The sequence below is a fragment of the Enterococcus sp. DIV1298c genome, from assembly GCF_017316315.1.
GTDB lineage: Bacteria > Bacillota > Bacilli > Lactobacillales > Enterococcaceae > Enterococcus_B > Enterococcus_B mangumiae.
This window is the reverse complement of the sequence record NZ_JAFLWG010000020.1, coordinates 16,947-29,778: the sequence shown is the minus strand read 5'-3', so window position 1 is coordinate 29,778 and position 12,832 is coordinate 16,947. Positions and strand designations below refer to the sequence as shown.

13 protein-coding genes are annotated in these 12,832 nt (G+C 39.8%); 10 read left to right on the top strand and 3 right to left on the bottom strand.

The features are described from left to right. Positions 1 to 8 precede the first annotated feature (8 nt). Entirely contained in the window at positions 9 to 1,370 is a 1,362-nt protein-coding gene (gene mgtE / locus JZO83_RS05760) for a magnesium transporter (protein WP_207115209.1), read from the top strand. A gap of 67 nt (positions 1,371 to 1,437) precedes the next feature. Here the strand turns inward: mgtE and JZO83_RS05755 are convergent, their stop codons facing one another. Next, positions 1,438 to 2,079 carry a copper homeostasis protein CutC gene (locus JZO83_RS05755; protein WP_207115208.1) on the bottom strand — a complete coding sequence of 214 codons (642 nt, stop codon included), beginning with the start codon at positions 2,077 to 2,079 and terminating at the stop codon, positions 1,438 to 1,440. A gap of 188 nt (positions 2,080 to 2,267) precedes the next feature. On the opposite strand from JZO83_RS05755, the gene JZO83_RS05750 reads away from it, so the two are divergent. The 4 genes from JZO83_RS05750 to JZO83_RS05735 all read left to right on the top strand — a co-directional run bounded on the left by JZO83_RS05750 (position 2,268) and on the right by JZO83_RS05735 (position 7,419). Next, the gene (locus JZO83_RS05750) at positions 2,268 to 3,125 is read left to right on the top strand and encodes a methyltransferase domain-containing protein (protein ID WP_207115207.1); all 858 of its coding nucleotides are present in this window, start codon (positions 2,268 to 2,270) and stop codon (positions 3,123 to 3,125) included. 229 nt (positions 3,126 to 3,354) lie between these two features. Then, positions 3,355 to 3,858, top strand: coding sequence for a tRNA (uridine(34)/cytosine(34)/5-carboxymethylaminomethyluridine(34)-2'-O)-methyltransferase TrmL (gene trmL, locus JZO83_RS05745; RefSeq protein ID WP_206854880.1), 504 nt, complete (start codon positions 3,355 to 3,357; stop codon positions 3,856 to 3,858). Between the two features lie 327 nt (positions 3,859 to 4,185). Next, positions 4,186 to 4,839, top strand: coding sequence for a histidine phosphatase family protein (locus JZO83_RS05740; RefSeq protein WP_206854878.1), 654 nt, complete (start codon positions 4,186 to 4,188; stop codon positions 4,837 to 4,839). 18 nt (positions 4,840 to 4,857) lie between these two features. Beyond that, positions 4,858 to 7,419, top strand: a complete 2,562-nt coding sequence (locus tag JZO83_RS05735) for an ATP-dependent RecD-like DNA helicase (RefSeq protein WP_207115206.1) — start codon at positions 4,858 to 4,860, stop codon at positions 7,417 to 7,419. A gap of 104 nt (positions 7,420 to 7,523) precedes the next feature. On the opposite strand, the gene JZO83_RS05730 is transcribed toward JZO83_RS05735, so the two are convergent. Next, positions 7,524 to 8,528, bottom strand: coding sequence for a YegS/Rv2252/BmrU family lipid kinase (locus JZO83_RS05730; RefSeq protein WP_207115205.1), 1,005 nt, complete (start codon positions 8,526 to 8,528; stop codon positions 7,524 to 7,526). Between the two features lie 765 nt (positions 8,529 to 9,293). Here JZO83_RS05730 and JZO83_RS05725 point away from each other — a divergent pair. Then, the gene (locus JZO83_RS05725) at positions 9,294 to 9,797 is read left to right on the top strand and encodes a QueT transporter family protein (RefSeq protein ID WP_206854871.1); all 504 of its coding nucleotides are present in this window, start codon (positions 9,294 to 9,296) and stop codon (positions 9,795 to 9,797) included. Positions 9,798 to 9,906: 109 nt separating this feature from the next. On the opposite strand, the gene cbpA is transcribed toward JZO83_RS05725, so the two are convergent. Beyond that, positions 9,907 to 10,551: a cyclic di-AMP binding protein CbpA gene (gene cbpA / locus JZO83_RS05720; RefSeq protein ID WP_206854869.1), complete on the bottom strand. Its 645-nt coding sequence runs from the start codon at positions 10,549 to 10,551 to the stop codon at positions 9,907 to 9,909. Between the two features lie 158 nt (positions 10,552 to 10,709). Here cbpA and rpmG point away from each other — a divergent pair, with 158 nt between their 5' ends. The 4 genes from rpmG (at position 10,710) to JZO83_RS05700 (ending at position 12,666) form a co-directional block, all read left to right on the top strand. Continuing rightward, complete coding sequence (rpmG, locus tag JZO83_RS05715; protein ID WP_005878997.1) at positions 10,710 to 10,862, top strand: 50S ribosomal protein L33; 153 nt, start codon at positions 10,710 to 10,712, stop codon at positions 10,860 to 10,862. Between the two features lie 17 nt (positions 10,863 to 10,879). Then, entirely contained in the window at positions 10,880 to 11,050 is a 171-nt protein-coding gene (gene secE / locus JZO83_RS05710) for a preprotein translocase subunit SecE (protein WP_206854866.1), read from the top strand. A gap of 100 nt (positions 11,051 to 11,150) precedes the next feature. Then, on the top strand, positions 11,151 to 11,696 hold the full coding sequence (gene nusG, locus JZO83_RS05705) for a transcription termination/antitermination protein NusG (RefSeq protein ID WP_034687107.1): 546 nt from the start codon (positions 11,151 to 11,153) through the stop codon (positions 11,694 to 11,696). A 79-nt stretch (positions 11,697 to 11,775) separates the two neighbouring features. After that, positions 11,776 to 12,666 (top strand): alpha/beta fold hydrolase, encoded by an 891-nt coding sequence (locus JZO83_RS05700; RefSeq protein ID WP_207115204.1) that lies wholly within the window; start codon positions 11,776 to 11,778, stop codon positions 12,664 to 12,666. Positions 12,667 to 12,832 lie beyond the last annotated feature (166 nt).

The following is a 12,832-nucleotide window of genomic DNA, read 5'->3' as shown; positions in this document are numbered from 1 at the left end:
AGATTGGTTTGGACGAAAATCAAGAATTAGAGGAAAGATTTGCCCAGTTGGCTCTGGATCTAAGAGAAAACAACATCCAGGATTTTAGAAACAACTTCCTAGAGATGCACATCTATGAGCAGGGGCAATTCTATCAATCCCTTAAGGAAGCAGATCGTCAACAGATTTATACCTATCTTTCGCCTAAGGAATTGGCGGATATGTTCGATGTCATTGAAGAAGACAACGAATACATGAAAGAATATTTGGCAGAAATGCGCCCTAATTATGCAGCAGACATGCTTTCTGAGATGTATACCGATAACGCAGTCGACTTGCTGAATACATTAGATAAGAAACAAGTGGCGAAATACCTTAGCTTGATGCCAGCAGAAGATGCGAGCGAGATCAAAGACCTGTTACATTATGAAGATGAAACAGCAGGGGCGATCATGACGACCGAATTTATTTCGATCGTTGCTAATCAAACGGTCCGTTCGGCGATGTATGTCTTGAAAAATGAAGCTGATGTAGCAGAAACGATTTATTATATCTATGTCGTCAATCAAGACAATCAACTGGTTGGAGTTATCTCATTACGTGATTTGATCGTTAATGATGATGATGCCATGATTTCTGATTTAATGAGTGAGCGGGTGTTGTCTGTTCACGTAGGCGACGACCAAGAAGACGTAGCACAAACCTTCCGTGACTATGACTTTCTTGCTTTGCCTGTAACTGATTATGATGATCATTTGTTAGGGATCGTTACGGTCGATGACATCATTGACGTTATCGATGATGAAGCAGCGAGTGACTACTCCGGGTTGGCGGGGGTCAATGTCGAAGAAATCAATGAGAATCCTGTGAAGTCTGCTTCTCGGCGATTGCCTTGGTTGATCACTTTGTTATTCTTAGGTATGTCAACTGCTTCTTTGATCAGTCACTACGAAGCCTTGGTCAGTGAAGCGAGTATTTTAGCTGTCTTTATCTCTTTGATCACCGGTACTGCTGGGAATGCCGGCACGCAATCGTTGGCGGTCGCTGTGCGGCGTTTAGCGATCTCTGATGATAAAAATCATGGCTTTGTCCGCTTGATCGTAGCAGAAGTGTTGACTGGATTAGTCACTGGTGCTGTGACTGGTTTAACGATTTTATTGATCGTAGGGATTTGGAAACAAAACTTTATTTTAGGCTTTGTCATTGGTATTGCGATGCTCTTTGCGATCACAGTGGCGAATCTTGCGGGAAGTTTGATCCCTATGTTGATGGATCGCTTAGGCTTTGACCCTGCTGTTGCGAGTGGGCCATTTATTACCACTTTAAGTGACTTGACCAGTGTGTTGATCTATTTCAATATCGCTTCTTTGTTTATGGGGTATTTTATGTAAGAGATAAAAAAGATAGGCGAAGCTTCTCTTGTTTGAGACAAGGAGAGGTTTCGTCTATCTTTTGGTTTTACTCAGATAAAGGAACGATCTTTGTGCCATGGACTTCGTGGACTTCTAAAGCATCTGCAACTGCTTGTGCGTTTTCAGAAGTGATCCCACCGCCAGGTAAAATGATGATCCGGCCATTTGCATGAGCAATCAATTGTTTTAAATGCTCCAAATTCTCTTCGATGTTCGTGCCGGCAGCGCCACCGTGTGTCAAGATGCGATGAACACCATGTTCCACTAACCAATCGATTGCTTCGAATTGACGCTCTTGAGGAATCGCATCGAAAGCCATATGAAAGGTGATCTGCAAGCCTTCTGCGGACTCTATAAGGACTTCCAAAGCTTCTTCGTCTAACCAACCAGAAGGCGTTAAACAACCGATGACCACACCGTCAGTTCCTAATTTTTTTGCTTCAATCAAGTCAGTGTGCATGATTTTCAATTCGATATCGTTATAAACAAAATCACCGCCACGTGGTCGGATGATCGTCATGACTGGTACGCTTTTTTCACTCGCGTAGCTTAGTACTTCTTCGATCACGCCAGTACTTGGTGTAGTGCCACCTACTGCCAGATTGTCGCACAATTCGATTCGATTCGTACCTTTAGCAATCGCTAAGGGAATCAATGTATAATTCTCCGCACAAAATTCTTTGATCATATTCTTACTCCTTTGTGATGCCTACTTTTTTGAAAGTATACCATAGTTTTTACAGTTGCTAAAGCGTTCATCAAACGGTAAGATGAAGTGAATCGTACAATCGCACTAATACGTAACGTATGTTTTAAAAAGCTATTTTGTCTTGTTATTGCTTTCTCATTAAGTTTTTAAAGGAATGAATAATCATTATGTTAAAAAAAATAGACCAAGGTAGACTATTTTTATCAGAGAATGCTCAGTTGTTTCGCTGTCCGTTGTGTCATGAAGCGATTACTTCAACAGCGAACGGGCTCATTTGTCAAAACAATCATCGTTTTGATTTATCAAAAAAAGGGACGTTGTATTTTTTGTCCCATGCTGTTAAAACGGACTATGACCAAGGAATGTTTGAACCAAGACGGCGAATGATCCAAGCGGGTATGTATCAGCCTGTGATCGAATTATTAGCACAACATCTGCCGGCTGATGCAAGTGTGTTAGATGTCGGTTGTGGAGAAGGCAGCTTTTTGACTGCCATCGATCAATTACAGCCGTTAAAACAAGCAATCGGCTTTGACATTTCTAAAGAAGGCGTCTATGCAGCAACTGAACAGCCAGTAAAGGCGTTTTGGTGTGTCGCAGATTTAACGAATCTCCCTTTTGCTGATCAGCAATTTTCGACGATATTGAATATTTTTTCGCCTTCTCATTATCAGGAATTTCACCGAGTGCTTGCAGATGACGGTGTGGTGTTGAAAGTTGTTCCGCAATCAGGCTATTTAAAAGAATTACGCCAAGCCTTTTATCCCGATCAACCAGAAAAACACCATTATTCGAATCAGCGTGTCGTTGACAAATTCATGGAATCAATGGAGTTGGTAGAACGTCAGCGTGTGACTTATGAGTTTTCGATCCCTGAACAGAATCGACGAGATCTCTTAGCAATGTCGCCGCTCGAATGGCAAGTAACAAAAGAAATAAAAGAGGCACTTATGGCAGAACCTCTTAGAAAAATTACAATTGACATAGAATTGTTAAAAGGAAATAAGAGAAAACGATTCCAATAAGAATATTGTAGAGTTAAGGTTGCAAAATGCGTTTAATGGTGATATAGTAGCAACAAGTTGTTTTTTCATTGGTTTTTATCAGGTTCCTGTTCTGATAAAAGATAGTGAGAAGAGCTTCACTAACGTAACGACTCGCAGTGACTGACACCGAGTTGATACGTTTTTTTTTATGCAAAAATCAAGATTTAGTCTAAAATGGATTTCACATATACATGAGAGGATGGATAGTATGAACCATATTGTTTTATTTGAACCTTTGATCCCTGCAAATACAGGAAATATTGCGAGAACGTGTGCGGCAACGAACACCCCGCTACACTTGATCGAACCACTAGGATTTTCAACAGATGATAAACAGTTGAAACGAGCAGGGCTTGATTATTGGCATGATGTAGATATTACGTACCATGCCGATCTACCAGCTTTTATGTCTTATTTAGGAGATAGAAAGTTGCATTTGATCTCTAAGTTTGCGAATAAAGTATATAGTGATGAAAATTTTGCGGATGGCGAAGAGCATTTCTTTTTATTCGGCAAAGAAACAACTGGATTGCCGGAATCCTTTATGCGCGAACATGCAGAAAAATGCTTACGTATCCCAATGAATGACACCCATGTCCGCTCATTGAATCTATCGAATACAGCTGCGATGATCGTGTATGAAGCATTGCGCCAACAAGGCTTCCCAAATTTAGAGTTAACACATCACTACGAAAATGATAAGCTAGACTAAAGGTTGTGAGAAAGGATTTGCTCCTAATATCAAGGCGAAGTGAAGGACTTTTTGACCTTCGCTTGGCGTATAGTAGGAGCTTCCTTGCGAACACCGTTTATCGACACTGAGAATGAAGTGTTGCTTCTTGCGTATCGCTGATTGAAAACGAAACTACATAATTGGCAGAGGAGCTTCTTTACAATTGATTTCAGTGAGCATCGGTTGGCGAAAGCTTCTATTTTTTTTTTGAAGAAACAAGCTTTTCTACACAATCCACTGGCAAAATCCTATATGATAGATAGTATAGCGAAAAAAAGGAAGTACAGAGTGAGGAGTCTAAAACCTATGGAACTATACTTTACAAGACATGGTAAAACGGAATGGAATCTTGAAAGACGCTTTCAAGGGAGCCAAGGAGACTCACCGTTGTTACCTCAAAGTTATGAGGAAATCAAAGCATTTGGTCAAAAGGTCAAGTCGATTCCTTTTGAAGCCATCTATTGCAGTACAGCAAAGCGTGCGAGAGATACGGCAAAAGGAATCAATCAAGAATTAGTACATCCGACAGAAATCATTTATACAGATAAATTAAGAGAACTAGGGTTAGGAAAACTGGAAGGGCAATCGATCGAAGCGATGTACCAAAAATTTCCAGAGAATTTACCTAACTTACGTAACCATTTAGATAAATATGACCCAACACCTTTTGATGGTGAGCCGATCACTGAAGCAATCACACGGATCGAAGCAGTCGTTGCTGATGCGGTATGTCAACATCAAGGGCCCATTCTTTTCGTTGGTCACGGGGCGTCATTGACGGCTGCGATCCAGTGGATGACTGGGAAAGACTTGAGCCAATTGCGAGAAATGGGCGGACTGTTTAATAGTAGTTTGACGATTTTAGAAACAGGAGAACCCAATAACCTTTTACCATACGAGCTGAAAGTATGGAATGAGGTCGATTTTTTAGGTAATGGACAGCCAGAGCCTTTACTATAAATGAAGGAGGCGGCCTCGATGCAGCCAGAAGAAATGCCTTATTTTGTCGGCACAGTTGCCGCTATCTTTTTTCAAAATCCTAGCAACTTTTACAAAGTCTTGCTGATCCAAGTCAGCGAGACAAGTGCCGATTATCGAGAAAAAGAAATCGTCGCAACGGGTAGTTTTGGCGATGTTCAAGAAAACGAGTTGTATCGCTTTTATGGCGAGTTAGTCGATCATCCAAAGTATGGCAGACAGTTGAAAGTAGAACGATACGAACAGGAAAAACCAACGACAGCAAATGGGATCGTCAATTATCTATCAAGTGACAAGTTTCCAGGTATTGGCAAAAAAACCGCAGAAAAAATCGTGGAATTGCTTGGTGAAGACGCGATTGAAAAAATCATCGAAGATCCGTCACAATTACAACAGATTTCTGGGTTAACAAAACCAAAAAGAGAGATGATTGCTGAAACGATCCGCTTGAATCATGGGATGGATCAAGTGATCATGGGGTTGAACCGCTATGGTTTTGGTAGTCAACTGGCCTTTAGTATTTACCAAGCCTATAAAAACGAAGCGTTGGATATCATCCAGGAAAATCCTTATCAATTAGTTGAAGAGATTGAAGGGATTGGGTTCAAGCGTGCAGATAATTTAGCAGAACAGATCGGTATAGCGGCGGACTCGCCGCGTCGAATCAGGGCTGCGATCTTACATCAGATCTTTCAACAGGCGATCCAAACGGGTGATACGTATGTCCCCGCAGAATCTTTATTGCAGCAGACGATCAAAATCTTAGAATCGAGTCGTCCGATCGAAATCGAACCGGATCAAGTCGCAACGGTCATTATCCAATTAGTCGAAGAGGGAAAGATCCAACAAGAAGAAACAAATCTATATGAAAATAGTTTGTATTTTTCTGAATGGGGCATCGGTAACTCGGTCCAGCGCTTATTGAGTCGGAAAAAAGAAATCAAATACGAATCAAAAGAAGTCAAAAAAAATATTCGACGAATCGAGAAAATGTTCGGCATCCAGTATGGAGATTCGCAAGAACAAGCAATTTCTGAAGCCATCCGCTCGCCACTGTTCATCTTGACGGGGGGCCCTGGGACTGGGAAAACCACAGTAATCAATGGGATCGTTCATTTGTTTGCCGAATTGAATGGCTTGGATCTTGATCCCACAAAATACACGCAAGAGATTTTTCCGATCTTATTAGCGGCGCCAACGGGACGAGCCGCTAAACGAATGAATGAAACCACTGGATTGCCGGCTAGTACGATCCATCGCCTCTTAGGTTTGAATGGACGTGAAAAAACGCCTTCGATCAGTACGAAAGAGTTAGACGGAGGCTTATTGATCGTCGATGAAATGTCGATGGTCGATACTTGGTTAGCGAACACGTTATTCAAGGCAATCCCCACAAATATGCAAGTCATACTAGTAGGGGACAAAGATCAATTGCCATCAGTAGGACCAGGTCAAGTACTACATGATCTATTAGAAATCGACCAGATCCCTAAAATCGAACTGAATCAGATCTATCGACAAGGAGATGGCTCGAGTATCATCCCATTAGCGCATGAAATCAAAGAAGGAAGATTACCAGCGGATTTTACCAAAAATCAAAAAGATCGCTCGTTCTTTGCAAGTGATGCGTATCAAATCGAACCACTGATTTCTAAAATCGTGGAAAAAGCCAAAAACAAAGGGTTTACAGCACAAGATATCCAAGTGTTGGCACCAATGTATCGAGGGGCAGCTGGTATCGATGCTTTGAATAAAATGATGCAAAATATTTTCAATCCAGGTGGAGGAAATCGCAAGGAAGTTCACTGGAATGATACGATTTATCGGATTGGCGATAAAGTCCTTCATTTAGTCAACACACCGGAATTAAATGTGTTCAATGGGGACATGGGCGTGATCACTGGGATCGTTTTAGCGAAGGATTCGGAAGATAAAGTAGATGAACTTGTCATTCAGTTTGATGCCAATGAAGTCACCTATAAACGAAATGAATGGAATAAAATCACCCTTTCTTATTGTTGCTCGATCCATAAATCGCAAGGTAGCGAATTTAAGATGGTGATTTTGCCGATGGTCCATCAATATCAACGGATGCTTCAACGAAATCTGTTGTATACAGCCGTGACTCGAAGTAAGGAGTTATTGATCCTGTTAGGGGAAGAGCAAGCGTATTTGACTTGTGCCAAAAACGAATCAGCCGTTCGTTTGACGACACTAAAAAAACGGATCGAAGACAACGAAATGACGCTTCATTTGCGGACAAAACTAGCCGCCTATGAAGATTCTTTGACAGGTGATGATCCATTTGAAGAAGGAACATATTCAGCCTCCATTGAACAAGCAGCTGAGCCTAAGAAACAACTGGTTGACCACAATGAGACCACAGAACCAGCACAAGAAGTGTCACTTTTTGCTGTGGAAGAAGAAAAAAATGAAGCGAAAGAAACTAAAGAAGTTGAAGAACCACAGTTACCTGAAAACTATATCCTGACAACCGAAGCTGTAGAAAAACAATGGATCGATCCGATGATCGGTATGGAAAACATCAAACTACAAGCGTAAGTTGAGATTGTAAATCATAAAAAACGAAAAGACATCCGAAACTATAAATTTCGGATGTCTTTTTTAGACGGTATGATTAACAAGCAATCTTAGGACTGAGCGTATCAAGAATTTGGACCTTCCTCACGGATGACTATTTTTTTACACCATAATAATTGCGTTTTATTCGCTAATTGTAGATCGAAAGATTGCTTTTCCAAATCCTCGCCATCTTCTTGACCATATTGAGGAATGGTGGAAACGATTCGAAGCTTACTTGTTGTATAGTGATGAAAATACTTAGAGTTCATTTGCTTTTTTTGGAGTAACAAAAGAAACAGCCAGATGATTTTCAATAGGTTGATACGTTCAACTACGACAAAATCAATCGTCGGTTTTGTGATATCCGCCGTAGGAACGATTGAGATCCCCCCACCAAAATAGGGATGATTGGTAGCTGTACATAAGAAAGCTTTTTTAAAATTAACCCGTTTCCCACCGATATCGACAAGAATCGGAAATCCTTTTTGTGTGAAAAGGACATGTAATAAAGAAAATAAATAAGAAAGTGAGCCTAGATTGTATTTATTCAGTCTTTTTTTTGCATTCGAATGATTCGTTGCATGGACGATCGCTGCATCTAAACCGATCCCAAAATTATTGAGCGCAAGACCTTCTCGATCGCTGACTTTTTCTTCATAGTGCAAGACATTTATTTCTTGGGGTTCATTGGTCGATAAAATCGCTTCTAATGCTTTTTCAGGGTCTCGACTGATACCAATGCCCCGAGCAAAGTCATTGCCTGAACCGGCTGGAATGAAGCCTACAGGAAATGATACACATAACTGATGAAAAGTATTCAACACTTGGTGAAGGGTGCCATCGCCGCCAACAACGATTAGAAGTGGAAACCATCCTAAAGAATCAGTAACTTGTTCCGCCTCCCACTCCATAAGTGTATCTTTTGCTAATTGTTCCGCTATTAGAGCGTCGTGTCCTTTATATTCACTGTAGTGGGCAGTATAGGAAAGTTGCTTTTTATCGAGAATCGGTAAGATCTTCTCAGCTGTTTTCTTTCCGTTTCCGCTACCAGCGGCTTCGTTAATTAATAGGTGATAATGAAAATTCATTTTTTCCTCCTGGAATACACCAAAGTATCGAACGTACGGTTGGTGGAAACAAGCCTTTCAAGATTTTTCGTTGGCATACGCTAACAACGTAGCAAAAGGAAAAGCAATCATTGCCCTGTTTATTCAGCATCCGTGAATACTTGTGGTTTTAATCATGTAAATAGATTGACGAAACTTCGATCAATGTTTTCGCAACAAAAAAAGCTTTAAGCTTTTAAGGGTGAATCGATCATTGAATAGTTAACGATACGCCTCGTCAATGTGATCAAAAGAATTACAATCTTGGTTATTATAGCAGAGGTTTAGGCAAATGAAAAAGAAGTTCAATTAGAAAACAGAATAAAGAACAAGCAAAAAACGTAGGTAAAAGAAAGGAATGGGATAATCATTCAAGTGTCGTCAGCCAATACTTAGGCTGATTTTTTTGTCATGTATACTAACATCCCTTGACTTAGCAAGCTTTGCGCTTTGCTTTGTGTATAGACATTCGTTTTGACATTGGCTGATCATTAAGAGTCACTGCTCGTTGTTGCTTTGCTTTTTATAACATTTTTCACAAACGCCTGTTTTTGCCTCACTATTTCTGCCAATTTTTGGTCTGAGAAATGTGCGAATAGTCACTGGGATAATTTTTCTGAATGAAAAAAATACAAAGAATCCCTTTTTAGAGTGAAGGTTGTAATCTTCATTTGGTGTGTTATAATACGCCTTGCGGTTCATCAACCATCCCGCGTTAACAAAACTAGGAGAAATGAGGAATAGAAAATGGAGAGAACAAAAAGTAGGCAACGACTGATGGTAGTAGTTGTCAATGGGCTGATCATGGCCTTATATCTAGCTTTAACGATTTTGGTTGCACCAGTGTCTTCAGGACCAATCCAATTTCGGATTTCAGAGAGTTTAAATCATTTAGTTGTATTCAATCGGAAGTTATTATGGGGTGTCTTAGGTGGCGTGATCGTCTATAATGCGATTTATGGTTTTGGTGTCATGGATGTGATTTTTGGCGGTGGCCAAACATTGTTGGCATTGGGATTGACTGCACTTATCCAGAATAAAGTAAAAAATGTCAAAGTCCGTTTAGCATTAAATACAGCTTTCTTTACAATCAGTATGTTTATGATCGCTTATATGTTAGTACCAACCGGAGGACAAGCATTTTGGACGACTTACGGTACGCTTGCATTAAGTGAATTTATCGTGATGGCTGTCTCTGCACCATTGATGTATTATTTAGATCGAGCAGTAAAATTCAACGATCGAGTATGATTGTTTGCAAAAGACTAAAAAAGCCAGGAATTCCAAAATCTATCGATGATTTTGGGGTTTCTGGCTTTTTTGGCATGCAATCAATAACTATTTGTGATTGTTCAGATTCTTATTTTTCAGAATCTTGTAAGTTTTCAATTTCGATCACTTTGTAATTTTTCTTCTCTAAGTGATTAACGATCGAATCACAGACACTTTTTTCTGTATCCGCAGGCAGTGTGATCAAAGTACGACGGATATATTCGTCTTTTTCGACATCTAAGGTGATACAACTAGCAATACTGCTATATTTAGCGATGATTTTTGAAATCGCCGCTAAGTCGCCTTGTTTACCTGTTGAAGCAATCGTCAAAACATAGCTACCTTGCTCTACACTCCAAGATTGAGACAACATGCTCAATAACGTGCTGTGTGTCAAAATCCCATAGAAATGGTTTTGGCTGTCAAGTACAGCGATGTATGGAAGCTCTTTGATCGTAAAGAATACTTTAAAGAAAGAGGTATCCAAATAAATGAATTTTGTTGCGTTTTTCAATAGGTGAGTGACCGGTAAAGTCATATCGCCACCGTTTGCTTTATGACGATAGATGTGCATTTTATAGATGTTCCCACGGAAAATATTACCGGAAGTATCAAGGATCGGTACACAACGGTAACCGGATGATTCTAAAATTTCTAGTGCTTCTTCTAAGTTGCTTGTCTCAGAGACAGTCGTCAAATCTTTTTTCTTGTAAACAAGTGTTTTTAATAGCATAGTCATACCTCCAGATTGCTCATTTTTAAAATCCTTTAAGTAATCATATCATAACTAAAATAAAAACAGTAGAGCGTACGATCACTAATTGACATAAAATAATTTACATGATAATGTAGTATGGTATAAATTTGGATTTCAGTGAGGAGGGGAAACGGATGGCAAAGAAAAAAGCGGCATTAGCATGTTCCGTTTGTGGTTCTCGAAACTATACGAAGTCGATTAGTGAAGGAAAAAGCGGCGAACGTTTGGAAATCAATAAATTTTGTAAATATTGTAATCAATACACATTACATAAAGAAACAAAATAACAAGGAGGAGGATTACGATGAAATTTCTTAAAAGTGTAAAAGACGAAATGAAACAAGTAACTTGGTCAAGTAAAAAACAACTACGTAAAGATACGTTAGTCGTTATCGAGACTGCGATCATCTTCGGATTGATGTTTTTCGTGATGGATACAGCGATCCAAAGTCTGTTTGCGTGGATCTTGCAATAAGTCACTAGTAAAAACCAACAAACGGTGCTATAATCAAGTAGAGGAAAAACTTCGGGGAACTGAGGTTTTTTTATTTTACAAATGAAATGAGGAGCCTTCAATGGAATCTTTTGAAAAAAATTGGTATGTATTACATACATACTCTGGATACGAAAACAAAGTAAAAGCAAATATCGAGTCACGTGCGCAAAGTATGAAAATGGCTGATTTTATTTTCCGTGTCGTTGTTCCTGAAGAAACAGAAACTGAAGTAAAAAATGGGAAAGAAAAAGAAATCGTTCATAAAACATTCCCTGGTTATGTCTTAGTAGAAATGATCATGTCAGATGCTTCATGGTATGTTGTCCGTAACACACCTGGCGTTACTGGTTTTGTTGGTTCTCACGGTGCAGGAAGCAAGCCAGCACCTTTATTACCAGAAGAAGTCAATCATATCTTACGTTCGATCGGTATGAGTTTACGTCAAAACGAACTTGAAGTAGAAGTTGGCGAAGTCGTTAAAATCATCGAAGGTGCATTTGCTGGTTTAGAAGGGCAAGTGACAGAAGTCGATGAAGAAAAAGAAAAACTAAAAGTAAACATTGACATGTTCGGTCGTGAAACAAGTACAGAGCTTGATTTTGATCAAGTAGACAAGATCGACTAAACAGTGATCAGGATAATGGAGGAGTTGGGATGCCTAGTCATCTCAGCTCTTTTTGTCTTGTACGAAAGGAGTGAGTGAAATGGTGCAACGTAATAAAGGAAACATCAATCTCGTGTTGAGTGGTGTGGTGTTGTTTGTGTTGCTGTTCCTAGCGGGGTGTCAAAAGCAAGAAAACACAACCTCAAAAGAAACTACATCCACTGAAACAACAACGACAAGTCAAGTAGATTCAGTAGAAAAGGGGACTGTACCGACGCTATTTATTCATGGCTATAAAGGAACAGTCAATTCATTTAAAGGAATGCTGGAGCGTTTAGAGACGGAAAATAAAGGGCAGCAAGAAATCGTGTTGACTGTGGATGTCAATGGAAACGTTCAAGCGCAAGGTGCATTATCAAAACAAGCAACGAATCCAATGGTCCAAGTGCTTTTTGAAGATAATGAAAATAATGAATGGAATCAAACGGAATGGATTCGTGCTTGTCTGGTTTATTTGCAGACAACTTACCAAATCGACAAAGTCAACATTGTTGGACATTCTATGGGCGGTGTCAGTGGACTGCGCTATCTGGTCACTTATGGACAAGAGCAAGCTTTACCGCAAGTCCAAAAGTTTGTAGCGTTAGGTGCGCCCTTCAATGATTTCGTGGATGATAGCGGTCAGGGGTTGGCGGAGCTACTCGAAAATGGACCGGCTGTAGTGTCTTCGCGGTATCAAGACTATCAATCATTGATAGGAAATCTCCCTAGTGATACACAATTTTTATTGCTTGCAGGGCAGTTGAGTGAAACGGACCTAAGTGACGGAACGGTTCCGTTAAATAGTGCATTAGCGGTTAATGCTTTATTGAAACAGCATGGAAATCCTGTAACGGAAAAGGTCGAAGAAGGCGAAGGGGCTTCACATAGTATGCTTCATGAAAATGAAGAAGTGGATCGAGAAGTTAGCCAGTTTTTATGGAATATCTGATCGCGATAAAAAGAGCAATTAACGAACGTTTTTAAATGAATGTTCGTTAATTGCTCTTTTTGCTTTTTCATTTGCTTATTTTTTAGTTTCGATTGCGATGTATTTCTCAACACTTTTGATAGTTAAATCGCATATTTGATAAATAATCGTTTAATAAATAGAGTTA

Coding starts and splice junctions, on each gene's coding strand:
- JZO83_RS05700 (WP_207115204.1), top strand. CDS start 11,776: ATGGTGCAACGTAATAAAGGAAACATCAATCTCGTGTTGAGTGGTGTG.
- nusG (WP_034687107.1), top strand. CDS start 11,151: ATGGAATCTTTTGAAAAAAATTGGTATGTATTACATACATACTCTGGA.
- trmL (WP_206854880.1), top strand. CDS start 3,355: ATGAACCATATTGTTTTATTTGAACCTTTGATCCCTGCAAATACAGGA.
- JZO83_RS05740 (WP_206854878.1), top strand. CDS start 4,186: ATGGAACTATACTTTACAAGACATGGTAAAACGGAATGGAATCTTGAA.
- JZO83_RS05735 (WP_207115206.1), top strand. CDS start 4,858: ATGCAGCCAGAAGAAATGCCTTATTTTGTCGGCACAGTTGCCGCTATC.
- JZO83_RS05730 (WP_207115205.1), bottom strand. CDS start 8,528: ATGAATTTTCATTATCACCTATTAATTAACGAAGCCGCTGGTAGCGGA.
- secE (WP_206854866.1), top strand. CDS start 10,880: ATGAAATTTCTTAAAAGTGTAAAAGACGAAATGAAACAAGTAACTTGG.
- rpmG (WP_005878997.1), top strand. CDS start 10,710: ATGGCAAAGAAAAAAGCGGCATTAGCATGTTCCGTTTGTGGTTCTCGA.
- JZO83_RS05750 (WP_207115207.1), top strand. CDS start 2,268: ATGTTAAAAAAAATAGACCAAGGTAGACTATTTTTATCAGAGAATGCT.
- JZO83_RS05725 (WP_206854871.1), top strand. CDS start 9,294: ATGGAGAGAACAAAAAGTAGGCAACGACTGATGGTAGTAGTTGTCAAT.
- cbpA (WP_206854869.1), bottom strand. CDS start 10,551: ATGCTATTAAAAACACTTGTTTACAAGAAAAAAGATTTGACGACTGTC.
- JZO83_RS05755 (WP_207115208.1), bottom strand. CDS start 2,079: ATGATCAAAGAATTTTGTGCGGAGAATTATACATTGATTCCCTTAGCG.